The sequence below is a fragment of the Tautonia plasticadhaerens genome (genome assembly GCF_007752535.1).
Taxonomy (GTDB): Bacteria; Planctomycetota; Planctomycetia; order Isosphaerales; family Isosphaeraceae; genus Tautonia; species Tautonia plasticadhaerens.
Map to the genome: position 1 here is coordinate 4258939 of NZ_CP036426.1, position 24634 is coordinate 4283572.

28 protein-coding genes are annotated in these 24634 nt (G+C 69.0%); 6 read left to right on the forward strand and 22 right to left on the reverse strand.

From position 1 onward, the window contains the following. Window positions 1-47: 47 nt before the first annotated feature. The 4 genes from ElP_RS17075 to ElP_RS17090 all read right to left on the reverse strand — a co-directional run bounded on the left by ElP_RS17075 (window position 48) and on the right by ElP_RS17090 (window position 1595). Window positions 48-344, reverse strand: a complete 297-nt coding sequence (locus ElP_RS17075) for a hypothetical protein (protein ID WP_145271310.1) — start codon at window positions 342-344, stop codon at window positions 48-50. Continuing rightward, window positions 344-925 (reverse strand): DUF1559 family PulG-like putative transporter, encoded by a 582-nt coding sequence (locus ElP_RS41220; protein ID WP_390836074.1) that lies wholly within the window; start codon window positions 923-925, stop codon window positions 344-346. Before ElP_RS41220 ends, ElP_RS17075 begins: the two co-directional genes overlap by 1 nt. A gap of 51 nt (window positions 926-976) precedes the next feature. Beyond that, window positions 977-1114 carry a type II secretion system protein gene (locus tag ElP_RS41225; RefSeq protein WP_390836026.1) on the reverse strand — a complete coding sequence of 46 codons (138 nt, stop codon included), beginning with the start codon at window positions 1112-1114 and terminating at the stop codon, window positions 977-979. A gap of 91 nt (window positions 1115-1205) precedes the next feature. Beyond that, the gene (locus ElP_RS17090) at window positions 1206-1595 is read right to left on the reverse strand and encodes a hypothetical protein (protein WP_145271312.1); all 390 of its coding nucleotides are present in this window, start codon (window positions 1593-1595) and stop codon (window positions 1206-1208) included. 243 nt (window positions 1596-1838) lie between these two features. Between ElP_RS17090 and ElP_RS17095 the strand changes: the two genes are divergently transcribed. Next, window positions 1839-2975: a glycoside hydrolase family 18 protein gene (locus tag ElP_RS17095; protein WP_145271314.1), complete on the forward strand. Its 1137-nt coding sequence runs from the start codon at window positions 1839-1841 to the stop codon at window positions 2973-2975. Window positions 2976-3112: 137 nt separating this feature from the next. Here the strand turns inward: ElP_RS17095 and ElP_RS38235 are convergent, their stop codons facing one another. Next, complete coding sequence (locus tag ElP_RS38235) at window positions 3113-3736, reverse strand: hypothetical protein (protein ID WP_197447066.1); 624 nt, start codon at window positions 3734-3736, stop codon at window positions 3113-3115. A 369-nt stretch (window positions 3737-4105) separates the two neighbouring features. Between ElP_RS38235 and ElP_RS17105 the strand changes: the two genes are divergently transcribed. Both ElP_RS17105 and ElP_RS17110 read left to right on the forward strand, forming a co-directional pair. Continuing rightward, a complete protein-coding gene (locus tag ElP_RS17105; RefSeq protein WP_145271316.1) occupies window positions 4106-4762 on the forward strand; it encodes a hypothetical protein in 657 nt (218 codons plus the stop codon). A 326-nt stretch (window positions 4763-5088) separates the two neighbouring features. Continuing rightward, on the forward strand, window positions 5089-5952 hold the full coding sequence (locus tag ElP_RS17110) for an alpha/beta hydrolase (RefSeq protein ID WP_145271318.1): 864 nt from the start codon (window positions 5089-5091) through the stop codon (window positions 5950-5952). Window positions 5953-6043: 91 nt separating this feature from the next. On the opposite strand, the gene ElP_RS17115 is transcribed toward ElP_RS17110, so the two are convergent. The 6 genes from ElP_RS17115 to ElP_RS17140 all read right to left on the reverse strand — a co-directional run bounded on the left by ElP_RS17115 (window position 6044) and on the right by ElP_RS17140 (window position 9966). After that, window positions 6044-6619 (reverse strand): alpha/beta hydrolase family protein, encoded by a 576-nt coding sequence (locus ElP_RS17115; protein WP_145271320.1) that lies wholly within the window; start codon window positions 6617-6619, stop codon window positions 6044-6046. 367 nt (window positions 6620-6986) lie between these two features. Continuing rightward, window positions 6987-7568: a YbhB/YbcL family Raf kinase inhibitor-like protein gene (locus ElP_RS17120; RefSeq protein ID WP_231749839.1), complete on the reverse strand. Its 582-nt coding sequence runs from the start codon at window positions 7566-7568 to the stop codon at window positions 6987-6989. Window positions 7569-7625: 57 nt separating this feature from the next. Then, window positions 7626-7895, reverse strand: coding sequence for a hypothetical protein (locus ElP_RS17125; protein ID WP_145271322.1), 270 nt, complete (start codon window positions 7893-7895; stop codon window positions 7626-7628). Window positions 7896-8025: 130 nt separating this feature from the next. After that, entirely contained in the window at window positions 8026-8535 is a 510-nt protein-coding gene (locus ElP_RS17130; RefSeq protein WP_145271324.1) for a hypothetical protein, read from the reverse strand. Then, complete coding sequence (locus ElP_RS17135) at window positions 8460-9254, reverse strand: hypothetical protein (RefSeq protein WP_145271326.1); 795 nt, start codon at window positions 9252-9254, stop codon at window positions 8460-8462. Before ElP_RS17135 ends, ElP_RS17130 begins: the two co-directional genes overlap by 76 nt. A 73-nt stretch (window positions 9255-9327) precedes the next feature. Continuing rightward, the gene (locus tag ElP_RS17140; protein ID WP_145271328.1) at window positions 9328-9966 is read right to left on the reverse strand and encodes a class I SAM-dependent methyltransferase; all 639 of its coding nucleotides are present in this window, start codon (window positions 9964-9966) and stop codon (window positions 9328-9330) included. A gap of 202 nt (window positions 9967-10168) precedes the next feature. Between ElP_RS17140 and ElP_RS17145 the strand changes: the two genes are divergently transcribed. Continuing rightward, entirely contained in the window at window positions 10169-10567 is a 399-nt protein-coding gene (locus ElP_RS17145) for a hypothetical protein (RefSeq protein WP_145271330.1), read from the forward strand. Between the two features lie 37 nt (window positions 10568-10604). Here the strand turns inward: ElP_RS17145 and ElP_RS17150 are convergent, their stop codons facing one another. The 3 genes from ElP_RS17150 to ElP_RS17160 form a co-directional block, all read right to left on the reverse strand. Beyond that, window positions 10605-11282 carry a metallophosphoesterase gene (locus ElP_RS17150; RefSeq protein ID WP_145271332.1) on the reverse strand — a complete coding sequence of 226 codons (678 nt, stop codon included), beginning with the start codon at window positions 11280-11282 and terminating at the stop codon, window positions 10605-10607. 496 nt (window positions 11283-11778) lie between these two features. Next, window positions 11779-12393: a hypothetical protein gene (locus tag ElP_RS38240; RefSeq protein ID WP_197447067.1), complete on the reverse strand. Its 615-nt coding sequence runs from the start codon at window positions 12391-12393 to the stop codon at window positions 11779-11781. A gap of 528 nt (window positions 12394-12921) precedes the next feature. Beyond that, a complete protein-coding gene (locus tag ElP_RS17160) occupies window positions 12922-14295 on the reverse strand; it encodes an IS701 family transposase (protein ID WP_145269655.1) in 1374 nt (457 codons plus the stop codon). 277 nt (window positions 14296-14572) lie between these two features. Here ElP_RS17160 and ElP_RS17165 point away from each other — a divergent pair, with 277 nt between their 5' ends. Next, window positions 14573-15283 (forward strand): IS630 family transposase, encoded by a 711-nt coding sequence (locus ElP_RS17165; RefSeq protein WP_145271336.1) that lies wholly within the window; start codon window positions 14573-14575, stop codon window positions 15281-15283. Here ElP_RS17165 and ElP_RS17170 read toward each other — a convergent pair. Then, window positions 15280-16434, reverse strand: coding sequence for an ISAs1 family transposase (locus tag ElP_RS17170; protein ID WP_145271338.1), 1155 nt, complete (start codon window positions 16432-16434; stop codon window positions 15280-15282). The genes ElP_RS17165 and ElP_RS17170 overlap by 4 nt on opposite strands. A 102-nt stretch (window positions 16435-16536) precedes the next feature. Here ElP_RS17170 and ElP_RS17175 point away from each other — a divergent pair, with 102 nt between their 5' ends. Beyond that, entirely contained in the window at window positions 16537-16959 is a 423-nt protein-coding gene (locus ElP_RS17175) for a transposase (RefSeq protein ID WP_197447068.1), read from the forward strand. Window positions 16960-17343: 384 nt separating this feature from the next. On the opposite strand, the gene ElP_RS17185 is transcribed toward ElP_RS17175, so the two are convergent. From ElP_RS17185 to ElP_RS17215, 7 genes are all read right to left on the reverse strand, one after another. Next, the gene (locus tag ElP_RS17185; RefSeq protein WP_145271342.1) at window positions 17344-17535 is read right to left on the reverse strand and encodes a hypothetical protein; all 192 of its coding nucleotides are present in this window, start codon (window positions 17533-17535) and stop codon (window positions 17344-17346) included. A gap of 90 nt (window positions 17536-17625) precedes the next feature. Continuing rightward, on the reverse strand, window positions 17626-18090 hold the full coding sequence (locus tag ElP_RS17190; RefSeq protein ID WP_145271344.1) for a formylglycine-generating enzyme family protein: 465 nt from the start codon (window positions 18088-18090) through the stop codon (window positions 17626-17628). Window positions 18091-18293: 203 nt separating this feature from the next. Continuing rightward, a complete protein-coding gene (locus ElP_RS17195; RefSeq protein ID WP_145271346.1) occupies window positions 18294-20237 on the reverse strand; it encodes a nitrilase-related carbon-nitrogen hydrolase in 1944 nt (647 codons plus the stop codon). A 102-nt stretch (window positions 20238-20339) separates the two neighbouring features. Further along, on the reverse strand, window positions 20340-21470 hold the full coding sequence (locus ElP_RS17200; protein ID WP_197447069.1) for a glycoside hydrolase family 16 protein: 1131 nt from the start codon (window positions 21468-21470) through the stop codon (window positions 20340-20342). Then, window positions 21467-22438 (reverse strand): alpha/beta hydrolase, encoded by a 972-nt coding sequence (locus tag ElP_RS17205; protein WP_231749762.1) that lies wholly within the window; start codon window positions 22436-22438, stop codon window positions 21467-21469. Before ElP_RS17205 ends, ElP_RS17200 begins: the two co-directional genes overlap by 4 nt. Before the next feature lie 263 nt (window positions 22439-22701). Next, window positions 22702-23868 carry an NADH:flavin oxidoreductase/NADH oxidase gene (locus tag ElP_RS17210; protein ID WP_145271348.1) on the reverse strand — a complete coding sequence of 389 codons (1167 nt, stop codon included), beginning with the start codon at window positions 23866-23868 and terminating at the stop codon, window positions 22702-22704. A 357-nt stretch (window positions 23869-24225) separates the two neighbouring features. Continuing rightward, on the reverse strand, window positions 24226-24489 hold the full coding sequence (locus ElP_RS17215; RefSeq protein ID WP_145271350.1) for a hypothetical protein: 264 nt from the start codon (window positions 24487-24489) through the stop codon (window positions 24226-24228). Window positions 24490-24634: the final 145 nt, after the last annotated feature.

The following is a 24634-nucleotide window of genomic DNA, read 5'->3' on the forward strand; positions in this document are numbered from 1 at the left end:
TTTGTCGGGGCGAGGCCGCCGACGCGATCTCGGAGGCACCGACACGCTCACGGGTCTTGGGCTTCGGCAACGACTCGATCTTCCCCCGGATCGTCCCCGCTCGACGCCTCGCCTCGTCCCCGTCGCAGCAGCAGGGCGTTGCGGCACTCGACCAGTTCGGCCTGCAACGCCAGCCGTTGCTCCTCGGCCTGCCCGGCAGCCCGCTGCGCCTCCCTCACCTCCCGGAGTGACCAGAGCCGACCGGACATGAACATGGCCACGGCAAAGACGGTCAGCACCAAGGCCTTCCGGGCGAGGCCCCAGGAGGAGGTCCGGCCCTCATGCTCGGCGCGGAAGTCGCCCATCAGAACTCCCCCACGTCTTCGCCGCCCGCCACCGTCAAGAGCGCCCGAAGGTCGGCCGGCTCAATCCCGTCCTTGATGAACCGGACCGACCCGTCGCCCAGGAGCATGTTGGCCCCGCCCGGATGGTTGCTGGAGACGCCCGGCGGCTCTGCCGAGCCGTTGATCGTGAAGCTCATGCGGTCGAATCGCAGGTCCCCTGGCTCCATCCAGTGGATGGACGGCCCCGAGACCTCGACCAGCACGATCGTCCCGCCCGGCCCGTCCTCGATGTCCCCGAGCGTCATCGGCCCCGATCCGCCCCAGGCGGTCCCCGGGCCGACGACGGCGGCGTAGGTCGTCGCGTGCCCCTGCTCGGGATGGCTCGGGCAGGCGTAGGCCGAGACGATCAGGTCGTGCAACTCTCGATTGTTCGGCCCGTCCCAGGGCTCGTCGAGGCGATACCTCTCGTAGATCGCCCGCTGATCGAGCCAGGGCAGGATCAGCACCCGCCAACTGTGCATCGGCCTGCCCCGCTCGTCGGCGAGGTAGGCCGGCGGGAAGCAGCCGTGCTCCTCGTGGTAGTTGTGCAGGGCGATGCCGATCTGCTTGAGGTTGTTGGTACACGCCGACCGGCGTGCCGCCTCCCGGGCCGGTCAGGTCGCCGGCAGCAGCAGGGCCACGAGGATGGCGAGGAGCCCGATGACCACAAGCAGTTCGACGAGCGTGAAGCCGGGGCGGGGAGACCGGCCTCCGACCCGGATCGAGCGGGAATCAGCGACGGGCGTCCTCATGGCGATGGCCTCCGCAGCGTGGCCGATGCGATCGTCCTGGGAGCGAATCCGGAGGGAGACATGATTGATCATGGTGCCGCCGTGGCGCGGCTCACCACCACCCGGGGAATCGCCCACCCCCCGGGAATCGAGCGAGGTTGAATCCGCCGACGAGGTAGGAGTGCTCGATCACGAGGTAGACGACCGTCGCCACCAGGAAGAGGGCCGCCATGGCGACGAGGTAGAGGGCCAGGGCCGCCGTCGTGCCCAGCCGGGATCGCATCCGACAAGCGAAGCTCCATGCCCCCCAGCCGAGCAGCCCGTAGAGGGCGAATCCGGCGGTCGCCAGGGCGATCAGGGCCGGCTCGCCGCGCCCCTGGTCCTGGATGTTGACGATGGCGACCGCCACGAAGAGGGCCAGCAGCCAGAGGTGCCAGACCAGGAACCGGGCACGAGGATGGCCCGAGGGGCGGGCCGCATGAGGCGACTTGGCGTGGGTCATGATTGCCCCAGTTCGGAGAAGGGACGTGCTGGGGTCGCAGCCGAGGGGCCGAGGAGATGGCATCCTGGGACAATTGTCGGAACAGGCCGTCCGCCGGTCAAGGGGGCCTCCTTCCGCCGCTGAAGGCGATCGACCGGGGTCGTTGTCGGCTATCATCCCGGCCGATAGGCTGGCGGCATCCGGGGGCGCCACGGTGGATGGCTCCCCGACACTCATCGAGACCCGGCCCCCCGAGCCCCGACCATGCCCCGCATCGACCAGACGCCCCGATCCCGGGCCATCGCCGTCGTCCTGCTGCTCGGCCTCGCCACGCCCATCTCCTCGATCGCCCAGCCCGCCGATGAGGACATGGACAAGGTGTTCGTCGGTTACCTCTACGGTCGGCCCGAGGGCCTCGACCTCGGCCTCTACACGCACCTCTGCCACGCCTTCGTCACGGCCGACGAGCAGGGCCGCATCCGGCCCAGCCGGGGCGTCCCCAACGCCGACCTCGCCCGCCGGGCCCACGAGGCGGGCGTCCGGATGCTCGTGTCCCTGGGCGGCTGGGGCTGGGACGAGGAGTTCGCCGCCATCGTCGCCGACCCGGAGGCCGAGGATCGCTACGTCGAGGCCGTCCTGAAGCTCGTGGACGAGAGCGACTACGACGGCATCGACCTCGACTGGGAGTACCCCGACACCGAGCAGGAGGTCGAGGGCTTCGAGCGGCTCGTGCGCCGATTCCGAGCCGGCCTCGACGCGATCGAGGAGGCCAAGTGGCGCCCGATGGTGTTGACGATGGCCGCCTCGTCCAACCCCGGAACGCTGCGGTGGCTGCGCACGGGGTTCCTGCTGGAGACGATGGATTGGGTCAACGTCATGACCTACGACTTCGCCGGGGACTGGACCGACTACGCCGGGCATCATTCGCCGTTGTTCGCCTCCTCGAAGGTGCCGGGCAGCCGCCGGCCCTCCACCGAGGCGACGATGAGATACCTCGTCGAGGAGCGTGGGATGCCGGCAGATCGGCTGGCCGTGGGCATCCCGCTCTACGGGCGGGGCTTCGCCGTCGCCGAGCCGTATGCCCCCGCCAAGGATGCCCCGAAGGCCCGAATCCCGCAGGGCAACTACGCCAACCTCCATCGGCTCCTGGACGAGGAGGGCTGGACCCGACTCTGGGACGACGAGACGAAGAACCCCTGGCTGGTGGCGCCCGACCGCTCGGCGGTGATCGGCTACGACGACGCCGAGTCGGTGGCCATCAAGACGGAGTGGGCGATGGAGCAGGGCTTCAGGGGCGTCTTCTTCTGGCAGGTCGCCGCCGATCGCCTGCCGGACGGCAGCCATCCACTCCAGGAGGCCGCCCACAAGGCATGGGAGGAGTCCGCACTGCCGGCCAGGTGAACGGTCAGGCCCCGAGGACCCGCTCGGCTCCAAGGCGAACGGCGAATGACCCGCCTCTTGAACCGAGCCCGATGTACGGAGCATTGAATGCCCCGCCGGCACGTCTGGAGGCGAGGAGGCGGGGCATCGAGTCCCGGTTACCTCGGCCATCTGTAGCCATAGCCGGGGTGGCCCCCGTAGCCGGGGTAGCCTCCGAGACCTGGATAGGCCCCGAAGCCCTGGCCCGGATAGGCGCCGAAGCCCTGGCCCGGATAGGCGCCGAAGCCCTGGCCGGGATAGCCGAAGCCGCCGGGGACGCCGCCGAAGCCGCCGCCGGGGCCGTGCTTGAAGTGGCCGTCCCAATAGCCCTTCCCACGGGCCCAGCCGGGCGTCTCGCCGTGACCGGCCCAGGGCGGCGGGCCGCCACCACGCCCCGCCCAGGGCGGCGGGCCGCCCCAGCCGCCTCCGGGGAAGAACCCCCGGCCCTTGCCGCTCTCGTCCTTCCAGTCGTCGGCACCGGCCTGGCCCCCGGCCGAGAGGACGACGGCCAAGGCCCCGATGAGGATTGCCAGTCTCATGATGAAACCTCGGTGTTGGCGCAGGAGATCCTCGACCTGCTCGACGGCCCGGCCCATCTGGAGGGCCGTGGCGATGTTCGGCCCGATGCGACCCCGTGAGACGAAGGCCAGCCGCCCCTCCAGCCGCTCCCTGGAGGCCGCCACGGCGCCGATCCCGAGGGACAGGATGCCGACCAGGGCCGGGAGCGGTGTGGTTCGCCTCATGGTGCTCGCTCGTGTCGATTCCTTGATGGAACTAAAGGCAAACGCAAGCGACGTGCCATGCCCGAGAGGCCGGGCATCACGGCGGAATCCCCGGTCCCTCGGGGCAAGCGACCTGGCCCCGAGGCGAGGGTCCTCACGATTCCCGGGCCTCGTCTCCCCCGGTCCGCTGCATCGCCGTCGGGCAAGCTGGCCGTTGTGGGCCATGCCGTCCGAGCCCATCGACCAGGCATCCCCCAGCCGGCATGCGATCTGCCCCCATCGCCACGGGAAATAACTCTCGGCCGCCCCGGTGGGCGTGGATGCCGTCCGTGCCGATCGGCGACGGCACCGCCCCGGCGCCGGACCCATGAAGATTGATCGGACAAACCGATGACGCCCAGCCTGAGCCTGGTCGAGTCCGGGCCGCTGCCCTACCTGCTCTCGGTCCCCGCACCGGTCGCCGCCGGGCCCCGGCCCCTGCTGTGCTTCCTGCACGGCTACGACGAGGGGGCCCCCATGCCGATCCGGCAGGCGCTCTCCCGCCACGGCCCGCTTGCCCCGGGCAATTCGCCCCTGGCCACCTCCGAGTTCGTCGTCGTCGCCCCGCAGCTTCCCATCCGGGGAGACCTCTGGCATCGCTTCGCCGAGGCCGTCGGGCAGATCGTTGCCCAGGTGCAGGAGAGCCAAGGCATCGACCCGGGACGGGCCTACCTGACGGGCTTCAGCTTCGGCGGCAACGGGGTCTTCGACCTGGCCCTGGCCCAGCCGGAGATTTGGGCGGCGCTCTGGGCGGTGGACCCGACCCGGGTGCCGCCGGAGGACCCGGGGCGTCCGGCCTGGCTCTCTTCCGGCGAGGTCTCCCGGGGTCGAGCCGCCGCCTTCATCGGGCGCCTTTCCCTGGAGCCGGCGGGCGACGAGGGTCCGGGGGATCGGGTCTACGAGGACCGGGGCCTGGATCACGTCGGCACCGCCAGCGGCGCCTACCGGGACGAGGCGATCTATCGCTGGCTCCTCCTTGGCGGAACCGGTTCACCCCGGGGGTCGTAATTCGGGAGGTCGGCCCCGGTCGATCGAACGGTTATCCCGAAGGAGGGGGCAGAACCATGCCGAGGAACATCCCCAGGTCGGGCAAGCGAGCACGCCCGAAGACGACCGTCAAGGGCAAGCGATATCTCTGCGCCGTGTGCAGGAAACGCAGCCCGAAGCCGGTCAAGACGCCCGCCCCGTGGTACTGCCCGAGGTGCCTTGAGGCCCGGGAGGGACGCTGGCGGGGACAAACCGATTCCCCCGAGGCGGGACCCACGGCAGGCGACGGTACCGATCCGGGGCATCGGGGTTGAATCTCCCGGACCTGTCACCGGGAGACCACCGCCATGACCAGCCTCGCTGCAATCCTCCTGCCCTTGCTTCTTGCCGTGCCCGCCCTCGCAGATGAGGAGGTACGGGTCGAGCAAGACATCGCCTACTCCGACGCCGGGGGCGAGGGCGGCTCGACCAGGCTCGACGTGTATGCCCCCGCCGACGGCGAGGACCATCCTGTCGTCCTCTGGGTCCACGGCGGCGCCTGGAGGATCGGCGACAAGGCGCACCTCCAGCGCAAGCCCGAGGCGTTCACGAGCCGGGGCTATGTGCTCGTCAGCGTCAACTACCGGCTCCTGCCCGGCGTGACCTACAGGGAGCAGGCGGGCGACCTGGCCGCTGCGATCCGCTGGATCGGGGAGCATGCCGGGGACCACGGCGGCTCGCCCGACCGCATCGCCCTGATCGGGCACAGCGCCGGTGCCCACCTCGCCGCCCTGGTCGCCACCGACCACCGCTACCTGGAGGCCGAGGGGCTGGACCTCGGCGCCCTGTCCGGGGTGGTCCTGCTGGATGGTGCCGGCTACGACATCCCCCGGCAGGTGCGGGAAGCTCGGGTGCCCCGGATGAAGGACCTGTACGAGGGCGTCTTCACCGAGGACGAGGAGACGCAGCGGGACGCCTCGCCGATCACGCACATCGCCGAAGGGAAGGGCATCCCCCCGTTCCTGATCCTGCACGTCGCCGGCCGGCGGGATTCGCAGGCGCAGTCCGAGGGGCTGGCGGCGAGGCTGGTGGATGCCGGGGTCGAGGCGAAGGTCATACCCGCCCAGGGGAAGACCCACGCCACGATCAACCGGGAGTTGGGCATTCCGGGGGACGAGCCGACGAGCGTCGTCTTCGGGTTCCTGGGGGCACACCGCTCGTCGGGGCGATGAGCCCGACTCGCCCACGAGGTCGAGGGCGTCCCGGGGGCGGGCTCGGGGCCATCTCCACCCCCGGCCCCGGCAGGGAGGGGGACGGGGGGCCTCACGACCGCCCACCTCCCGCATGCGCGATGACGAACTCCACGAGTTCCCGGCTCCGGAACCAGCCGGGCCACATGGTATGCCCCCCTCCTTCGACGACCAGGAGCGTCATCTCGCCCCCGAACCGTCGGTAGCGCCGGGCCAGTTCGCCGGAGTTCGACTCCAGGGGCACGACCGCATCGGCGTCCCCGTGGAGGTGGAACACCGGGACGCCCGCCTTCGCCAGGGGCTCGACCCGATCGACGGGGTTGTGCCGGGCCAGGGCTTCGGCCAGCCCATCCGGCGTCAGGCCGTAGGCCGTGGACGCCCGCTCGACGCCGGGGTAGCTTCGGAGGTCGCAGACCGGGTAGATGCCGGCGATGCACGCCACCGACTCCGGGTGCTCGACCGCCCAGTTGTAGAGCATCAGCCCGCCCCGGCTCCTGGCCAGCAGGCAGGGCCTCGGCGAGAGCCCCCGCCCCCGGACAAGCTCCTCGTAGAAGGCGGTATAGGTCGCCCGCCCCTCCGGGCTCCCGAACGACTCGCCCACGTCGATCCCGGCGACGGCGATCCCGGCATCCAGGAACTTTTGGAACATCCAGGCTTCTTCCGACCCCGGCAGCCCCGGCAGGGTCGGGGCGTACCAGACCCAGGGCCTCGTGTCGGTCGCATCACGGCCCCCCGGGAGGATGAGAAACGCCGTACGCCCCTCGACACGGAAGACCTCGCCGGGCAGCGGGAGTTCCTTGGACGGCCCCTCGACGGGGGTCGTGGCGACTCGCTGCCGGGCAGAGGCGGGGCCGGGAGGTTAGAGGACCACCGCAAGCAGCGCCACCGCAGCGACCCGGAGCATCCCGTCGTGGGGATGATTCATCGTCTTCGAACCTCGTCCTGATCGGATCGGGCGATCGGGTATCCCAGGCTGCCCCGGTGTGTTCTCTCGTCCGAGGCCATCCCAGGCGACCCTACCTGCCCCTCGTGTAACGCCCCATCAGTTGCCCCTGCGCCAGGACGTGCCCCTGCATGGCCTGCTCCACCGGCCGACGGCTCGCCCCGGGTCCCAGGCCCGTCGTCGTGTCGAGGGCGTAGAGGCGGAAGAAATAGCGGTGGGTGCCCGAGGGCGGGCAGGGCCCCCCGTAGCCGGCCTTGCGGAAATCGTTCTTGCCCTGCCGGGCGTCGTGGTCGGACCCGCCCGAGGCGAACCGGACCGCCTCGTCGGCCGGCAGGCCCTCGGGCAGCCCCGAGGCCCCGGGCGGGAGGTCGTACAGGACCCAGTGGGTCCACGTCCCCCTGGGGGCGTCCGGGTCGTCGCAGATGAGCACCAGCGAGCGGGCCGAGTCGGGGACGCCGGACCAGGACAGCGGCGGGGAGATGTCCTCGCCGTCGCAGGTGTATCTCCGGGGGATGTCAGCGCCTTCCTCGAAGGCCGAACTCTCCAGGCGGATCGTCATGGGCGTGCCCTCCATCGGCGGTGCGACCTCGGCCTCATCCCGGCCACCGCACGAGGGCAGTGCCAAGGTGATGCCGATCAGCCCGAGGTGCGTCATCCTCACGATCCGTACCCTCCGGATGGGCTGGCTGGCGGGCGGCGTGGCTTGGTTCGCTCAGCCGCTCCCCCGGATCACCACGAGCGTCCCGCCGACCCCGACCACGATGCCGAGGGTCAAGGTCCGGAAGTGCCGCCGCTCCTCCGGGGTGCCGGCCCAGCATGCCACGGCGATGCCGAGCAGGCCGAAGGCCACGCACAGGCCCCCGACCGTCCGGCCCCGCCTCCCCTTGAGCCGCTTCTTCGAGGTGAACGGCAGGCCCCTGCGGGTGAACCCGGCCGCACCGACGAGGATGAACATCAGGCCCAGGGAATAGAAGCCGCCCATCGCCGGCCTCGGTCGCTAGGGATGTCCGGGTCTGCGGGTTCGACGGCCTCGTCCGTCCTCTCTGTCATCCCGCCAACCCGTTTCGAATGCAAGGGTTTTCGGCCGGGCGAGACGACACCAGCCCGACGGTTCATCGCCCTCCTCCGTCCTCGGTTTCCACGATCCCGACGGTGACCCCGACCGGGCGGATCATCCCCTCGATGGCCCGCTCGACCGCCTCGTGTCCCGTCTCCTCGACCAGGGCGACGGTGAAGCGTTGGGGAACCTCTTCGAGGTATTTCTCCAGCCGCAGCCGCCCGAAGCCGAAGACGGTCATGTTCCCCTCCATGGGGTAGTAGGCGTCCACCGCCTCGTCGTCTTCGTGATGGGCCAGGCAGAGCACCTGATTCGAGGTCCGGTCCCCGAAGTAGAGCCACTCGGGGCCGGGGATGTCCCGCTCCCATCGCTCCGAGGCGGGACGACGATGACCGTCGGGGAGGACGTAGAAGTCGCCGTCGGGTTCCAGAGAGCCGCCCGGCGTCCCCTCGTAGAGGAACCAGTAGGGCTGCGTTGCCCGCTCGACCGTCAGGCGTGCGAAGCGGGGGAAGAGGTCCCAGGTGCAGGCCCAGCGCCCCTCCTCGGCCTCGGAGGCGATCCGCACCCGCAGCGGCCCCCGGGAGACGACCCGGCTGGTGCATCTCGTCCCGCCGGGATGGAAATAGCCCTGGGGTGGACGAGGTTGGGGATGCCCCGATACGCGCCCGCCGAGCCGCCGCCGGGCCGGTAGCCGAGCCAGTCGAGGCCGTCGGCGCCCTCCAGGCTGGCGAAGCCGCCGCCGAGCGTGTGGTAGAAGTACGTCGCCGTGGGCGTGCCGATCCGGAAGCTCTCCTGGCCCTCGTGCCCGACCCCCTCGGTCAGCGTCATGAGGGCCGACTGGTCCGGCGGGGGCGCCTCTTCGCCGGCATCGGGGGAGACGAGGTAGCGGCGGGATGCGTCCGGTGCGGTCGTGCCCTCCATCAGCAGGACCAGCGTCCCCGCCGAGCCCTCGGGGGCGGGAGAAGGGTCGAACTGATGCGGGACCTGGGCGTCGATCGTCCGTCCCGAGTCGTCCACCTCCACGACCCGCAGGCGATCCGGGGCCGGGGGCTCCTGGGCGTCCTCGTCCCCGGAAAGCACGCCGAGGTCGATTGGCACCTCGACGGGCAGGTCCGTCCGCTCGTATCCGGCGGCGGCGACGGTGACCTGGATGCGGGGAGATTGCCCAGGTTGCCGGGAGGATTGTCCCGCCATGGCGAATGCCCGGCCGCCGACGACGGCGATGAGGCCGAGGATGATCGGGGCGATCCGGGGTAATCCCGGCGAGGTTGCTCGACGGCCCATGGCTGCGCTCCGGGTCGAGGGTCCACGAGCCCGGAGTCGATCCGCCGTGGCCCGTCATTCATCACGCCGATGGTCATGCCCCGGGTGTCTCCGACTGCCGCTCATCCCCCTCATGGACGATCGTCGCCAGCCATGCCACCGGGCCGCCGGGGCTAAACTGCGGCTGATCCGGGCCGAGGACCGTCTGGAACCGAACCTCTCGGATCGACCGCACCTCCCAGCCGTCCCGGAAGGCGTCGTGGATTTCCTGCTGCGTCACCCGCCTCGGCCCCTCCCCGGGAGGCTCCCGGTCGCTGAAGCAGAGCAAGTGGTAGGCCCCGCCGGGCCGCAGCACATGGCCCAGGCCCTCGACGAGGGCCGATCGCTGGTCGTCGTCGAAGGTGTGGAACAGACCGCAGTCGATCACCGCATCGAACCGCCGTCCCAAAGCCTCCAGGTGCAAGGCGTCGGCGACCTCGAAGCGAGCCTCCAGGCCCCGCTCCCGGGCCTTGGCCCGCGCCCGCTCGAGCGCCACCGGCACCACGTCGATCCCCCAGGTCTCGTGGCCCCGGGAGGCGAGAAACAAGGCGTTCTCGCCGGTGCCGCAGCCGACATCCAGGACCGATCCGACGATGGCGCCGGACTGCTCCAGTTCGATGAAGGCCGGCTGGGGGCCAGGGATGTCCCACGGCGGCTGCCCCTGGTACATCCCATCGAAGCGTTCCCGGCTCATCCGTGATCCCTCCTGTCCGACGATCACTCGGGCGACTCGACCTCAGCCCCGGAGCCCGGAGCACCATCGAGGAGGCTACGGGGTGGCCCATCCCGGTCAGTGCCTTCTCCTGAACGCAACGCCAAAAAGGACAAGCGTATAGATTTCGCCATCCCCGACGGCTGGGCGATACTCTCGGGATCGGAGCCTCCAGGGGGATGCCATGCTTATCAAGCACTACGCCGAGGGCAAGTTCTACACGATCCGGTGCCCCGAGGGCACCATGGTCGTCCGCAACCCAGTCTTCCGGGCTTCGGGCGCGCCCGCGCCGTGCGACGGGATCGTCGTCCCGTTCGAGGGGCGGGAGGTCCCGATCCCTGCCGAGCCGGCGGGGCTGCTGCCCCTGCTGGCCGAGTCGAGGCGGTGCGGCCTCGCGCTGGTCGGGGAGCCGGAGGCGGATGTGCGACTGCATGGGGCCTCGTGCCCCGCATGCGGCGAGGGCGATGTGAACTGGCTCCGGGCCGGGGACGACTCGGAGATGGTCCATTGCGACCGATGCGGTGCCGACTTTGCGATGCCGTCCCCGGCCCTCATCCCCATCCCGGACCCCAAGCGACAATGAGCCCCATCCCGATCTGGGATCGGCCCCGAGTATCGTCTCATCGGCGTCGGAGGCCGCCGCCCCGGTCGGCCTGCCAGACCTCGCCCGTGCCCACCTCCAGCGCCGTCAGCCACCCGCCCCCGTAGCAGAAGGTGTCGATGCACTTGAGGTGGCCGAGGTCCAGGACCTCGCCGCCCTTCTGCGACGTGTGCCCGGCGATGACCACCTTGCCCGACTCGTGGGGGCCCGGGGTCATGTCCCGTAGCGACTCCCACCGCAGCATCCCGACGTGCTGCTCGGCCATCGGGATGTCGGGGAAGTAGTTGGCGTGGACGAAGATGAGGCGGTCAGTCTCGTAGAAGTCGAGGCAGCCCTCCAGGAACTCGATGTGGCCCTCCGGGATGAGCGATAGCTCCCGACCGGGGCCGTAGGAGTCCAGCGTGGCGGTGCCGCCCATGTCGAGCAGCCAGAAGATCGGGTACTTCCCGGCGTGGACATCGAGGAGCATCTGGTCGTGGTTGCCCAGCAGCGGGACAAGCCGGCAGCGGCGGCTCAGGTCGATCAGCCGCTCGATGAAACCCCGGCTGTCCGGTCCCCGGTTGATGGTGTCGCCCAGGGTGACGATCGTGTCCTCGGGGGCGGGCCGGATGGCCTCGATCAGGGCGTCCAGGGCCAACGAGCAGCCGTGGATGTCGCCGATGGCGATGGTGCGGGCCGTTTCCGTCGGGTCACTCATGGGCAGCCGTATGTCTCCTCGAACCTCCGAGTCACGTCGGCCAGCGAATCGTCGAGCCGCTGTTCCTCTGGTATGCTGCTCGTGGACCGTTCGCTGTGGTCCGTCGATACATTCATGTAAACGAATGCATAGTGGGGAAGAGCGATGGCCCAGAAATCGCGGAAGACATGACAGCCGAAGAACTTCGGTCAGAAATCGATCGGCTCAAGCCCCGGATCAAGGACCTTAGCGACGAGTGGGACCGGAAAGACGCTGCGAACTATCAACCTCAACAGCTTGATCCGATTGCGAACAGCATCGAGAGGCTCTCGACGAGACAAATGGATTGCGAGAAGAGGCTTCGTGAAATCGAAGGCCCGTCGGCTTATTGACCAAATTTGCAAACACGTATTCTCAACGTGTACTCGTCTCGTATTCCCGCAATCCACGGCCCCACACCGTTGCCCTGGGTCCGAACATGAAGAGGGATCATCCATCGTGCCCCCCCGATTGGAATCTAGAGCCTGTCAAAGACAGTACCATGCCTAGAAACATAAAGGCGTTCGAACATTTTCGTGGCATATTCGTACGTCATTCCTGAAACGTAATCGCAAATGATTCGAAGGTAATCATTTGGGTCGTTTATTTCGGCTGCCTTTCTTCTAAACGCACCTCCCAGGAGGCTTGTCGGATCGGATTCTATGGCTCGGAATAGGGCGAGGAGATTGATCTGATCACGATATTCCAACGTCTGTACACTCGGGGTCCGGATGATTCGATCTTGGATTACCCGCTGGAGAGCGGATTGGAATCTCTTCGCCTCCTCCAAGAAGACGGCCCTGTAATTCAGTAGAGGACAATCGAACGCATCATCTGCTCGAATCTCTACCAAAGCCACAAGGGCATTCACCAATGACCCTATCGCTCTTTTCCTGCGGGCTGAAGCGTCTGATCCCTCGCCGAAGAGCATTTCGGACAGTTCATTTATAGAGGGCATTTCCACAGATTCCGCCCATGCCACATCGCACTCGTTAGCTACTGATTCCTCCCAGTCCTTGCGAGTAATGAGACGAAGGGCCACACCGTCCTCGAAGTCATGGACCCCGTATGCGATTTCGTCGGCCACGTCCATGACGCTACAGTCAAGTGATTTACAATGTGATTTGCCGTGCTTTCCCGTCGTTCGTGTAGCTCCCGAATCGGTGACCTCCCAAGCGGTGGGGAGAGTATGCGATTGGAATTGTTCCCTGTCCTTGCTGGAGAGTGGTTCGAGAATCCATGAAACCCAATCAACTTCCGTGTCAAGATAGCATTTTGGTGGTTTCCACATTTGCCAGTTGATAGAGAACAGAGGCACCTGGCGAGGGACGGGTCTGCTCGCCACAGATGAATACGCAACAGGGTATTTCAGAACCCCCAGCAAAGTCCTCCGTGCTAGGTCCAATCCGTAACCCGGAGTGTGAGCCTCCAGACTGGTCAACAGCCGCAGGGTTTGCCCGTTGCCCTCGAAACCGACCTGCCCATCCCTCCTATGCAGTAGTTTCCCCGAATCACTCCACCCCATCTCCGGCGGTGCGTAGCGTCTCCCCGCTACCCGCACCGTGAGGTGGCTCGGTCGGCCCCGGATTTCCCGCCTCGAACGCCCGTCGGCGTCGGATCGCTACCCGCCGACCCCGCCGACCCCGCCGCACGACCGCCTCGAACCGTCCTCCCGCCCTTCTCCCAGCCATTCCGACAGGAGCCGCCGGATTTCCGGGCCGTGCCGTCGCAGCAGTCGTTCGACATCGAGCACGCTCGGCCGGTCCTTCTTGCGGTTCCACGGCGGCCGGAACCACCAGCCCACCTCGCCGGCCGCCTCCAGCCGGAACTGGGCCAGCCGCAGCAGGCTCATCGTCACCCACTGGGCCTGGCTCGTCCGCTCGATCGGCTTCCTCGTCCAGGCCCGGCACTGCTCCCATCCCAACCGCTGCTTTAGGTCTCGAAATCCGTCCTCCTGCCGGAAGCGGGCGGCGAACAACTCGACCATCTGAAGCCCGGTCAACTCCACGGCCGAGGTGACCAGGGCGAACCGCTTCTTGTACCCCTCGACGCAGGCGACGACCGCCTTGATGGGCACCCCATGGCCGGCCACCCGCCACCGGCCGACGACCTCCTTCCAGCGGACCCGCCGCCGCCGGCCGTAGACCAGGGCGTGCCCCTCGTGCCACGGCCCGGACCACCGGCCGCCCCGGCGGGGCGGCTCCAGCTTCTTGCCCCACTTCGGCATCGGCCCCCGCTGCCCCTCGCGGCGTCCGGTCGGCGGCGGGGCGTGCAGCCGGGCGTCGTGCCGCAGCCGGGTCAGGAACTCGATGCGGGGCGAGTCGCCCTCGGGCGTGACCAGCGGCCGGATCACGCTCTTCAGGGCGTAGCCGCCGTCGAAGACGGCCAGGTGCCGCCCGCCGGTGATCCGGGCCTGCTCCCGGATCAGTTCCACGGCCAGTTCGCACTTCGTGCGGAAGCCCACCTTCGGCCCGACGAACCCCGACCGGGCCGGCAGTTGCGACTTGCGGAAGTAGAGCCGTCCCGAGACCGGCAGGAACCAGGCGGGCCGACCGGGCTCATCGAGCAAGGCCCCGAGCACGACCCAGTTATGGGCCCGGACGGTGGCGGCCCGGTTGGGGCAGCGGGCGGTGTACTCGTGGAACGTGCAGGTTCCCCAGACGTGCTTGCCCGAGCGGTGGACCTTGGTGTCATCGACCGCCGGGGCGTGATAGCCGTGCCAGGTGCGGCCGGGGGCCTGCTCGACGAGCCGGGTCAGGCTGCGGGTGACGGCCCCGGCATCCCAGGCCCCGTACTCGGCGAAGCGTTCCATCGCCCGCCAGTCGGCCGGCCGGTCGAGGGCCAGGACCGACTGCGTGACGGTATGCTCCTCGACGTTGAGGGCCAGGCCGGTGACCCACTCGACGAAGCGGCGGTGTCCGGGCCGGTTGAAGGCCCAGGCGAAGCGGGCGAGCAGTGCTTGCCAGATCGACCAGAGCAGCGTAGCGTCGGTCATCGGGGCATCTCCTGGTGCGGGACCGGATGAGGTGGTGATCAACCCATCAAGGTCCGATCGGGAGATGCCCCGCTCAAGATGCAACAGGAGGCCGGTAGGAGTGCAGGTTTTCGGGGAAACTACTGCCTATGGGGGGAAGTCAAGAGTGCGTTGTTGAGCGCACGTTCACCGCCATGGCCAAATGGTGGATGACCTAGTGTCCTGAGTCGGAAATCCGTTGAATAACCTTGCGCCCTCGCCGTTCGCCCGGTAGAGTCTCCCCAAAGGAGACCCCAACATGGCGCGACCGCTGGCCGAGCTGGTCCTGAGCGACGACGAGCGGCAGACGTTGACGACCTGGGCGAGCCGCCCCAAGAGCACCCTGCGGCGCGCCACCCGCGCCCGCATCGTCCCGGCCTGCGCCGAGGGGCTGGAGAACGAGGCGGTCGCCGCCAGGCCCCGCGTCTGCTCGGCCACCGTTGGCACCCGGCGGCGGCGGTTCGTCGAGCGACGCCTGGAGGGGCTGGCCGACGAGCCCCGCCCCGGCGCGCCGCGCACGATCGCCGACGCCGACGTCGAGCGGGTCGTCACCGGGACGCTGGAGACCAAGCCCGAGTCGGCCACGCACTGGAGTACCCGCGGCATGGCCGAGGCCGCCGGCATGTCCCAGACGGCCGTCGGGCGGATCTGGCGCTCGTTCGGGCTGAAGCCGCACCTCCGCGAGACCTCCAAGCTCTCGACCGACCCGTTCTTCGTCGCGAAGGTCCGCGACGTCGTCGGGCTGTACATGAGCCCGCCGGAGCGGGCGATCGCCCTGTGCGTCGACGAGAAGAGCCAGGTCCAGGCCCTGGGCCGGACCCAGCCGCTGCTGCCGATGACGCCGGGGCAGGCCGGGCGGCCTACCCACGACTACGTCCGCAACGGGACCACATCGCTGTTCGCGGCCCCGAACGTGGCTACCGGCGAGGTGATCGGTCGGTGCCACCGGAGCAGGGCCAGCGCACACTAACATGTTAACGCAGCAATGACTTCCATCAGAAACGTGTCGCTCCAGCCGCAGCCGCGGCGCTTCATGGCCAGGCTCTGTCGCCGGTCGGGGTGCTGCTTGAGGAGCGACAATGTGAAGCGATACAGCCAGGTGATGTTCGCCCCCAGCACCCGCTGGCGGACCCGCGAGTCATCCTCCCGGAACGTCACGTCGAGCGACCAATGGCACGCGTTCTCCACGGACCAGTGGCCCCGCACCGCGCGGGCGAACTGCTCCGCGTCCACCGGCAGGCTGCTGAGGTAGTAGCGAATCTCAATGCTCTCTTCGCCTCCCTTCACCCGCCGCGACGTCACGACGCCGACCGACCTCAGCCCCTTCCACTCCGCCCGGCCGGGCAGGGCCGCCGGCGCTGGCAGGTGCAGGTAGGTCCGGTGCTCCTCGCGACCGTGCCCGCGCTCGCTCGTCGTCAGCTCCTCGGCCCCCTTGAGATCCCCCTCCAGCTGTTCGTCGATGTGCTCGATGACCGCCCGATGCAGCGCCTCGTGGTTCCCCTTCAGGGCCAACACGTAGTCGGCCTTGCCGCGGACTACCTCCTCGGCGATCACCTTCTGCGCCCCCATCGCGTCGATCGTCACTACCCCGCCGCGGACGTCGATCCGCCTCAGCAGCTCGGGGATGGCCGTGATCTCGTTCGACTTCTCGCCGCACACCTCCTGTCCCAGCGCCAGGCCGTACTCGCCGGCCCAGGCGGTGACGATGTGCAGCGGGCCGAGGCCCTCCTTCGCGTCGCGGCTGCGGCGGGCCGTCTTGCCGTCGATGGCGACGACCGGCCGATCGACGCCGGTCGTGGCGATGGCCTCGTCGCGGAGGCGGGCGATCCAGGCGTTGAAGGCGGCCTCGAAGGCCGCGGGCTTGAGCGTCATCAGGATGCGGCGGAGGACATCCTTGCCGGGGATGCCGCGCGGCAGGTCGAGGAGGTCCATCAGGAGCCCCTCTTTGAGCTTCGCCCAGCGGGCGATGGCGGTGGGCCCGGCGGCGCCGGCGAGGACGGCCAAGACAGCGATGACCAGGACGCTGGGCAGCGGATGCCGGCGGTTGATGTGGGAGCGGGGATCTTCCAGCATCGCGAACGATGCCACGATCTCGTCGAGCTTGCTGCGGGTGCCCGCCATCGCCGACCTCCGGCCACCGGGTCTGGTTCACGACACGGTGGACGGTATACCCGGGCAGCGGGGCGGGCGCAAGGCCGCAGAGCTTGCCGGATTGTTATAGAAGTGCGCGCTGGCCCTGGCCACCGGAGGCACCGCGCGAAGGGGTTCCTGCGGTTCCTGGACGAGGTCCACGCCCGCGTCCCGCGCGAGCCGGGCGTGGAGGTCCACCTGGTGCTGGACCACTACGCGACCCACGAGACGCCGGCGGTGGAGCGATGGTTCCTGCGGCCCCCGGAGTACCACCCGCACTTCACTCCGACCAGCAGCTCTTGGCTGAACCCGGTCGAGCGGTTCTTCGCGGAGATCACCGAGACGCGGATCCGACGCGGCGTGTTCCGCAGCGTGGCGGCGTTGGAGGCGGCGATCCGAGGGTACCTGGAGCACCACAACGCGGACCCCAAGCCGTTCGTGTGGGCCGCAGACGCCGGCCTGATCCCCAACCGCATCAAGCGGGTTTGTAAACGGACTTCCGACTCGGGACACTAGGTCGTGAGCGAAGCAAATAGCCTCAAGTAAATCCCTGCGTGGGAACCAATCCGTCAACTCTTCCGTCTTGTTTTCCAACCTCGTCCCAATCCCAGTAGCGATCTGTGCGACCTCCATCGAATGAGTAAGTCGTGTCCTGTGAAAGTCTCCCTCGGTGATCCCTAAGACCTGAGTTTTCGCCTGGAGACGGCGAAAAGCTGCCGAATGGATGATTCTCGCTCTATCGCGATCGAATTCCGTGCGATCGTCTCCCTTCCGAGATGTCCTTTCTCCCCCGGGGCTACGGCGGTCTTCCCAGATCGCACGATCATATTCCATCACATCTCTCCAGTGCTGAATGGTCAATGGTGGAGGATATCGTCGAGTAGGGGGTCGATCGACCCCTCACGGGCACTCGCAGACCACCCGGAACCCGTACGGTGTGTACATCATGGAGAGGAACGACGCCATGAACCCGCCCTCGCCCCCGTCGTCGTCCTCGCCATGGTTGCCCAGCGACCCGGCGTCGGCCCGCAACTGGCGGCGGGCCGAACTGGTGCAGACGAGTTCCGTGGCCGAGGCCCAGCCGCCGCGCACGACCCGGAACGGCTCCTCGGCCTCGCTGTCGAGCTAGGCGCTCCCATCCGAGGGTGCGCCTTCGTAGTTGGGATGCCACACGTCTTCGCACTACTCGTCCACGTTGCCGTGCATGTCATGGATGCCCCAGCCGTTCGGGGGGTAGCTGCCCACCGGCGTCGGCCTCGCACGCTCCCCGCCGAACAATCCCGCCGCCTCGACCGCCGACTCCATCTCCCGGACGAGGGCGTCCTCGTCCTCGGGAGTGGGGCCGAACCGGTCGGTGAAGGGGGTGAAGTTGGCCTGGCCCGGCGAGAGCGTGTCCCCGAAGGCGTACCGTGTCATTGTCCCCGCCCGGCACGCATACTCCCACTCGGCCTCGCTGGGGAGCCGGAAGGCCCGGCCGTGCCCCTGGCAGAGGCGCTCGCAGAACTCCTGGCAGTCGAGCCAACTGGCCTGATCGACCGGCAGGCGCGAGTCCCCCCGGTGAATCGATGGATTGCCCCCCATCATGGCGGTCCCGATGCCCTGCCGCCCAGCAAATTCGGCCTCTTCCGCCACCTGGAGCTTATTCACGACCTCGACCTCCGGACTGGCGCATGGCCCAGATGGGAAGGGTTCTCCGGGATATTCGTGGGATCGCGCGCGGTCTTTTCAGGGATAGGCCACCACCGCCCGATGAAGAAGATCGTCCCGAAGGTACCAGAGTAGATCACCGGTCGAGGGAGGACGAGACCTTGCCCCCCAACGATGCCGGCGAGCATGTCCCGAAAGGCGGCTCAGGGACGAGCCACCGGCCCGCCCCGAGCGGCGTCCTGCAACCGGCGGTTCCGCTCCACCTGGGCGTCATGCTCCTCAAGGCCCAGAGCCCGGACCATCTCCCCGATCGGCGTCTGCGGGTCGTTCGACCAGAACAGCCCCAGGTCCTCCCTCGGCTCGTAGTGGTAGCCGACCCGATCCCCATACTCCTCTGTGAACGCCCTGCCGTTTCGGAGCGGGGCCGACCAGCCCAGGATGGCGTAGCTCAGGTCGATCTGGTGGACGAGGACCCCCTCCGAGCCCTCGACCTGGGCGGCGACCAGGCCGGTCGGCTCGAAGACCGTGGCGTCCTCCCGCCAGGTGCTCGACACGACGTAGTAGCGGTTCCGGGCGGCTCTGGAGGCCGGCTGGGCGGTCGCCGGGCTGGCGCTGGGCCAGGCGACGACCTCGGCACCCTGCTCGGCCAGGGCCTCCCAGCCGTCGTCGAACTGGATGTCCCAGCAAATCTGGATGCCCAGCCGGCCGAAGTCGCAGTCGAACACCGGGTACTCGTCGCCCGGCGTGATGCCGCCCTCCAGTTCGTCGGTGCCGAGCACGGCCACCGGATGGGCCTTGCGGTAGATGCCGGCCACCTCGCCCCGGCGGTCGAAGAGGGCGGCGGCGTTGGCGTAGGTGGTTCCCTGCGGCCCCTCCTCGGCGAGGTCCATCGGGGCGATGATGTAGGTCCGGTGTGTGCGGGCCAGGTCGGCGAAGGTCTCCCGGACCGGGCCGTCGAGGGGGATGGCCCGCTCGTGGGCCGGGCCCCGGCCGGAAGTGACGACCGTCTCGGGCAGGATCGCCAGGTCGAGCCCCTCGCCCGGATACTTTTCCTCAGCCCGGCGGGCCATCTCGTCGATCAGGCCACCCAGGGCCTCCAGCCGCTCGTCGAGGCCCGGATCGTCGCCGTAGGGGCCGAAGATGGCCGTGCCGACGACCACCTTGCGGGGCGGCTGGTCGGCCTTGGATGCCGATGTTAACTCGCCCGGCCCCTCGTCGTCCGACTGCCTCAGATGCTCGTCGAACCAGTCGGCGAAGGTCTCCACGTCCTTCGGCACGTCGGGCCAGCCATGGGCGGCCCCCTCCTTGACCACCAGCCTGGCCTCGACGCCGGCCTCCTGGAGCTTCTCGACGATCACCTCGGCCTGCTGGATGGGGACCAGCTTGTCGGCATCGCCGTGGACGATCAGCGTCGGCGGGTCGTCCGGGCCGACGTGATTGACCGGTGAGATGTCCCTGCCGATCTCCAGGACCCGCTCCTCCTCGGTGATCGTCACGAACTTGTTCTGCTGCGGGTCCAGTTCGTGGAAGTCGAACGGCGCCTTGAAGCCCTCCAGGATGCCCCGGCCCAGGGCGTTCTCGCCTGGCTGGCCGTAGTTGAGGAAGTCGGTGGGCGGGTAGAGGCAGGCCACGGCCTGCACCCGGCTCGACTCCCGGTCCACCGGGACCTTCGCGTCCGGATCGCCCTCGTCCCCGGCCACGCCTTGCATCAGCGACAGGTGGCCGCCCGCCGAGCCGCCGTAGATGCCGATGCGATTCGGGTCGATGCCGTAGTCCTCGGCGTGGTGGCGGATGAAGCGGACGGCGCGGTGCATATCCTGGAGGATTTCGGGGATGGTGAACTTCGGCTGGCTGCCGTGGACGACGGCGAAGACCGTGTAGCCCCGACCGACCAGCGGCTCGATCAGGGGCAAGGGGATCGCCTCGTGTGCCGAGAACCAGCCGCCGCTGACGACCATGACGAGGCCGAGACCGTTGGTGTCCTCCTCGGGGGTGAACACGTCCAGGGTCAGGGCGGTGCCGTGCTTGCGCCCGTAGATCACGTCCTCCTGGCGGGAGTAGGACGGATCGTCAGCAGCCCGGCCCGGCTGGGCAAGGGGTACGAGCAAGGTCGAGGCGAGCAGGATCGATCGGCAGAGGCGACTCATCGGCGACTCCCGAGGCTTTCCATCCGAGGGGGCTCGAACCAGATCAGAGCCTACATCGTCTGCGTGGAGATGGACAGGTCATGCGACCCCGGTGGCGGCCGGTCATCTCAGCGGATGCCCCTGCTCGTCGAAGTTATCGGTGATGTCCTCGACCAGCACCCCCCGCACGTCGCCGGGGTCGTCGTATTGCCAGACCCGCACCGAGGCGAACGAGACCGTCGTCGTCTCCCATGGGGCCGGACCCGCCCACCCGGGCAGCCAGACGCCCAGGTTCAACTGGGCCCCCATCGCCGGGACGAACCGATCGTTCTCCCCGACCTTGCGGCCGTCGATCCAGTGCTCGGCTCGCTCGCCCCGGTAGAGGGCGTAGCGGTCCCGGCCCAGCCGCTTCAGCGGGTTGCCCAGGTAGCGGTCGAACGGGATGGATTCGTCCCGGACCCACCAATAGCCCAGGTGCTCGACGACCTGGGCGTCGGTCACCCCGGGCAGAGGCTCCAGCGTTGTGCGCCATTCCGTCGTGTAGGTGTGATAGGCGCCGTCGGCGACGGGGCCGACCTCGAACGTCCGGGAGTCGTGCCGGTTCTGGCAGAAGGTGTTGTACATGGCCCGGTCGAAGGTGCCGCCCTTGCCGAACTCGGGGAAGTCCAACTCCGACCAGTATTCGACCGACCCGTCGCCGTATCGCTCCATCAGGGGGTTGTAGAGCGGCACCCCGGGCGCGAAGTCCTCCTTGCGGTCAAGCCCGACCTCGACGAAGCGATCGCCGTAGGTCCAGATCGCCGGAACGCTGCCCCGAGGGCGCCCCGGGTCCACCGGGCCTCCCTCGGATGACTCCGACGACCCGATCTTCATGACGACCTCGAAGCGGCCCGAGGCAAAGAACGGCTTCGAGACGATGACGCCACCGACCCTGGCCGTGTTGCCGCCGTGGCCGAGGACTGGGCCGTCGTAGGCATCGCCGTGGGCCTCGCAGACGAGGACGTTCTGCGCCCGGCCCTCCACCGTGTCGGCCTCGATGCGGACGTTCTCCGGGACGACCCCGTGGTTGCCCTCGCCCCATCTCTTCCGGAGCACATACCAACGCCCGGGGTCGATCTCCCCGGAGGCCCAGTGCTCGTCGAGGGCCAGTCGTGTCCCCGGAGGGAGCGGGCCGGGCGACTCGTCGGCCGATACGACGACAGGAGCCGCCAGGGACGCCATGAGGAAGACGAGGCCGAACTGCACGCCAATCATTGGCGTTCGCCCTCCGGTGCCGCCAGATGTTCGTCGAACCAGTCGGCGAAGGTCTCCAGGTCCTCGGTGATCGTGGGCCAGCCGTGCCCGGCCCCCTCCTTGACCACCAGCTTCGCCTCGACGCCGGCCCCCTCCATCGCCTCGACCATGACCTCGGACTGCTGCAAGGGGACCAGTTCGTCCCGGTCGCCGTGGATGATCAGGGTCGGCGGGTCGTCCGGGCTGACGTGGGTGACTGGCGAGATATCGGCGGTGATCTCCCGCAGCCGGTCCTCGTCCGTGATCGGCTCCAGCAGGTTGGTCTCCTCGTCCCGCTCGTAGTAGTCGAAGGCGGGCCGGAACGGCTTCTGGTGGTCCCGGGCGTGGAGCTTCTCCTGGCCCGACCCCCCGAAGTTGAGGAAGTCGGTGGGCGGGAAGAAGCAGGCCACCGCCTGCACCTGGCTCGACTCCCGGTCCACCGGGTCTCGGGCGTCCGGGTCGCCTTGGTCGCCGTCGGTCCCCAGCATCAGCGAGAGGTGGCCCCCCGCCGAGGCCCCGGTGACCCCGATTCGGTCGGGGTCGATCCCGTAGTCGGCGGCGTGGTGTCGGATGAAGCGGACGGCCCGATTCATGTCCTCGACGATCTCGGGGACGGTGTAGCGCGGCTGGCTGCCGTGGACGACGGCGAACACGGTGTAGCCCCGGTCGAGGAACGGCTGCACGAAGCCGGGGTTGATCGCCTCGTGCGACGAGAAGAAGCCGCCGCTGACGACCAGGACGATCCCCGCCCCGTTGGATTCATCCTTTGGTGCAAACACATCCAACGTCAGGGCGGTTCCGTCCTTCCGCCCGTAGATCACGTCCTCCTGGCGGGTGAAGTCGGGCTCTTGGGCGGCCCGGCATGGCAGAGCCGGCATGACGGACACGGCCAGCGCCAGCAGGCAGGACAGGCGAAGGAGGACCGCACGCGTACGGCGATGACACCACATGACGATCTCCGAGTCCCGGGATTCCGGCCCGGCGTCGGTCGGCCCTTGAGGCCGGTGCAGGCGACCGGTGCCATCAGGATACGGGCCGCGCGGGACGGGGGCCAGCGGGCTCGACTTCGTTGCCCTCGGCCCGCCGTCGCGTCCCCGACCGGAGGGAGGAGAGCCTCCGCTCCGGGAGGCCGAGGGGCCGCACTTGCCCCTCGGCTCCGACGGGCACCCCGCACCGGCCTCGGCCCCCTGTGCCGAGCCGTCGGCATCGATGGTCACCGCGCCCGACGCTTGACGGCATAGCCATACGGGATCGGCCAGGACGGCTCGCCGTCCAGTTCGTGCTGGGCCCTGATCGCCCAGTACGGCTCCCGCAGCAACTCCCGCCCGATGAACGCCAGGTCAGCGTCCCCGGCGGTGATGACCTCGTTGGCGTGCCCCGGCTCGGTGATCATCCCCACCGCCCCGGTCATGATCCCCGCCCCGTCCCTGATCCGGCGGGCGAAGGGCACCTGATAGCCCCGGGACACCGGGATCGTCGCCTTGGGCACCAGGGCGCCGGAGGACACGTCGATCAGGTCCACCCCCAGCCCCTTTAGGTGCCGCGCCAGGACGACCGACTGCTCGATGTCCCAGCCGCCCTCCACCCAGTCGGTCGCCGAGATGCGGACGAACAGCGGCAACTCCGGCGGCATCACCCCCCGCAGCCGCTCGGCGACCCGCAGGACCAGCCGCATCCGGTTGTCCAAGCTACCCCCGTAGCGGTCCGTCCGCTGATTGCTCAGGGGGGAGAGGAACTCGTGCAGCAGGTAGCCGTGGGCGGCGTGGAGTTCGACGACCTGGAAGCCCGCCTCCAGCGCCCGCCGGCAGGCGGCCTCGAAGGCGTCGATGACCGCCTCGATGCCCGGCTCGTCCAGCGGCACGGGCACCGGGTCGCCGTCCCGGAAGGGGATCGGGCTCGGGCCGACGACCTCCCAGCCGCCGGCCTCGGCCGAGGTGATGCTGGCCCCGCCCAGCCAGGGGGGCTCGCAACTGGCCTTGCGACCGGCGTGGGCCAGTTGGATGCCGGCGACGGCCCCCTGTGACCGGACGAAGCGGGCGATGCGGGCCAGCGGCTCGACGTGCTGCTCGCCCCAGAGGCCCATGTCGGCGGGCGAGATGCGGCCCTCGGGGGTGACGGCGGTGGCCTCAACGATGATCAGGGCCGTGCCCCCGGCGGCTCGGCTGCCGAGGTGGACCAGGTGCCAGTCGTTGGCCAGGCCGTCCTCGGCGGAATACTGGCACATCGGGGACATGACGATGCGGTTACGCAGGGTCACGCCCCGGATCGCCAGGGGGCTGAGCAGGTCGATCTCGGGGACCTCTCGGTCGTGGTCGGCGTCGGCGATGCAGCCGTGGGCCTGGCCCGGGAGGTCGTCTCGATGGGCGTCGTCGGCGGTCATGTCGGTCCCCTCGTGGTGTCGGGCGCCGGGGCGGTGGCGGTGATGATGGCGAATTCTGCGGCGACCGGCAATCCGGCATCCGGACCGGTCCCGGCCCGCCGACGATCACCGGGTCGGGCCGACCATCGCCGATGGCGGGCAGGCGGGAGCCATCAGGGCGAGCAGGGCGAAGTGTCTCGTCGGCCTGGGCCTCGAAGGGGCTGGGCTCGAACAACGGGGGCGATCCCGTGCAGCCCCAGCCGCGCCGATGAGGTTGTCCGGAGCGAGAGAGGTGAATTGGCCCAAGGGATCAGCCTCGGCCCCTGGGTCCGTATCAACGACCGGGCTGCGTTTGCGGCACGCACGGTGACCGTTGGCTCAGGACGCACGAGAACAGACTTGAGCGTTGTCGCAATTGCGACCGCTCTGCTTGCGGCGCTCGGCGACCCTGATCTTGTGGAGTCGGGCAGCGATCCCGGCCGAATCGGTCTCGACAGCCTTGAATCGCCGACGGATTCGGCCTACCACCTCCAGCGCGGCCTCCTCGGCAGCCGGGAGGGTGGGTTCGTACCCCTCGGCGAGGATCGTCTCCTTGTAGGCAGCATGAATCGACCAGGAGAAGACAACCCAGTAGGCCCGCATGGGGCCGAGTTTGCAGCGGCACCATATCAAGATGCCCTCTGGCCTGGTGCCGTTCCCCTCCTCGGAGCCGTCGCCGTCGCGTGATCGAGTCGGAGGGCCCTCCGGCCATTCCCCAGTCCAAGCCGAGTCCTCCGGATCGTGGCCC

Excerpts from the sequence above, each read along its gene's own strand:
- ElP_RS17110 (WP_145271318.1), top strand. The coding sequence starts at position 5,089 with ATGACCAGCCTCGCTGCAATCCTCCTGCCCTTGCTTCTTGCCGTGCCC.
- ElP_RS17095 (WP_145271314.1), top strand. The coding sequence starts at position 1,839 with ATGCCCCGCATCGACCAGACGCCCCGATCCCGGGCCATCGCCGTCGTC.
- ElP_RS41225 (WP_390836026.1), bottom strand. The coding sequence starts at position 1,114 with ATGAGGACGCCCGTCGCTGATTCCCGCTCGATCCGGGTCGGAGGCCGG.
- ElP_RS17165 (WP_145271336.1), top strand. The coding sequence starts at position 14,573 with ATGGCGCGACCGCTGGCCGAGCTGGTCCTGAGCGACGACGAGCGGCAG.
- ElP_RS17140 (WP_145271328.1), bottom strand. The coding sequence starts at position 9,966 with ATGAGCCGGGAACGCTTCGATGGGATGTACCAGGGGCAGCCGCCGTGG.
- ElP_RS38240 (WP_197447067.1), bottom strand. The coding sequence starts at position 12,393 with ATGGACGTGGCCGACGAAATCGCATACGGGGTCCATGACTTCGAGGAC.
- ElP_RS17145 (WP_145271330.1), top strand. The coding sequence starts at position 10,169 with ATGCTTATCAAGCACTACGCCGAGGGCAAGTTCTACACGATCCGGTGC.
- ElP_RS17170 (WP_145271338.1), bottom strand. The coding sequence starts at position 16,434 with ATGGCGGGCACCCGCAGCAAGCTCGACGAGATCGTGGCATCGTTCGCG.
- ElP_RS17090 (WP_145271312.1), bottom strand. The coding sequence starts at position 1,595 with ATGACCCACGCCAAGTCGCCTCATGCGGCCCGCCCCTCGGGCCATCCT.
- ElP_RS17135 (WP_145271326.1), bottom strand. The coding sequence starts at position 9,254 with ATGGGCCGTCGAGCAACCTCGCCGGGATTACCCCGGATCGCCCCGATC.
- ElP_RS17150 (WP_145271332.1), bottom strand. The coding sequence starts at position 11,282 with ATGAGTGACCCGACGGAAACGGCCCGCACCATCGCCATCGGCGACATC.
- ElP_RS17125 (WP_145271322.1), bottom strand. The coding sequence starts at position 7,895 with ATGGGCGGCTTCTATTCCCTGGGCCTGATGTTCATCCTCGTCGGTGCG.
- ElP_RS17120 (WP_231749839.1), bottom strand. The coding sequence starts at position 7,568 with ATGACGCACCTCGGGCTGATCGGCATCACCTTGGCACTGCCCTCGTGC.
- ElP_RS17195 (WP_145271346.1), bottom strand. The coding sequence starts at position 20,237 with ATGAGTCGCCTCTGCCGATCGATCCTGCTCGCCTCGACCTTGCTCGTA.
- ElP_RS17115 (WP_145271320.1), bottom strand. The coding sequence starts at position 6,619 with ATGTTCCAAAAGTTCCTGGATGCCGGGATCGCCGTCGCCGGGATCGAC.
- ElP_RS17160 (WP_145269655.1), bottom strand. The coding sequence starts at position 14,295 with ATGACCGACGCTACGCTGCTCTGGTCGATCTGGCAAGCACTGCTCGCC.
- ElP_RS17200 (WP_197447069.1), bottom strand. The coding sequence starts at position 21,470 with ATGATTGGCGTGCAGTTCGGCCTCGTCTTCCTCATGGCGTCCCTGGCG.
- ElP_RS38235 (WP_197447066.1), bottom strand. The coding sequence starts at position 3,736 with ATGAGGCGAACCACACCGCTCCCGGCCCTGGTCGGCATCCTGTCCCTC.
- ElP_RS17105 (WP_145271316.1), top strand. The coding sequence starts at position 4,106 with ATGACGCCCAGCCTGAGCCTGGTCGAGTCCGGGCCGCTGCCCTACCTG.
- ElP_RS17215 (WP_145271350.1), bottom strand. The coding sequence starts at position 24,489 with ATGCGGGCCTACTGGGTTGTCTTCTCCTGGTCGATTCATGCTGCCTAC.
- ElP_RS17210 (WP_145271348.1), bottom strand. The coding sequence starts at position 23,868 with ATGACCGCCGACGACGCCCATCGAGACGACCTCCCGGGCCAGGCCCAC.
- ElP_RS17075 (WP_145271310.1), bottom strand. The coding sequence starts at position 344 with ATGGGCGACTTCCGCGCCGAGCATGAGGGCCGGACCTCCTCCTGGGGC.
- ElP_RS17205 (WP_231749762.1), bottom strand. The coding sequence starts at position 22,438 with ATGTGGTGTCATCGCCGTACGCGTGCGGTCCTCCTTCGCCTGTCCTGC.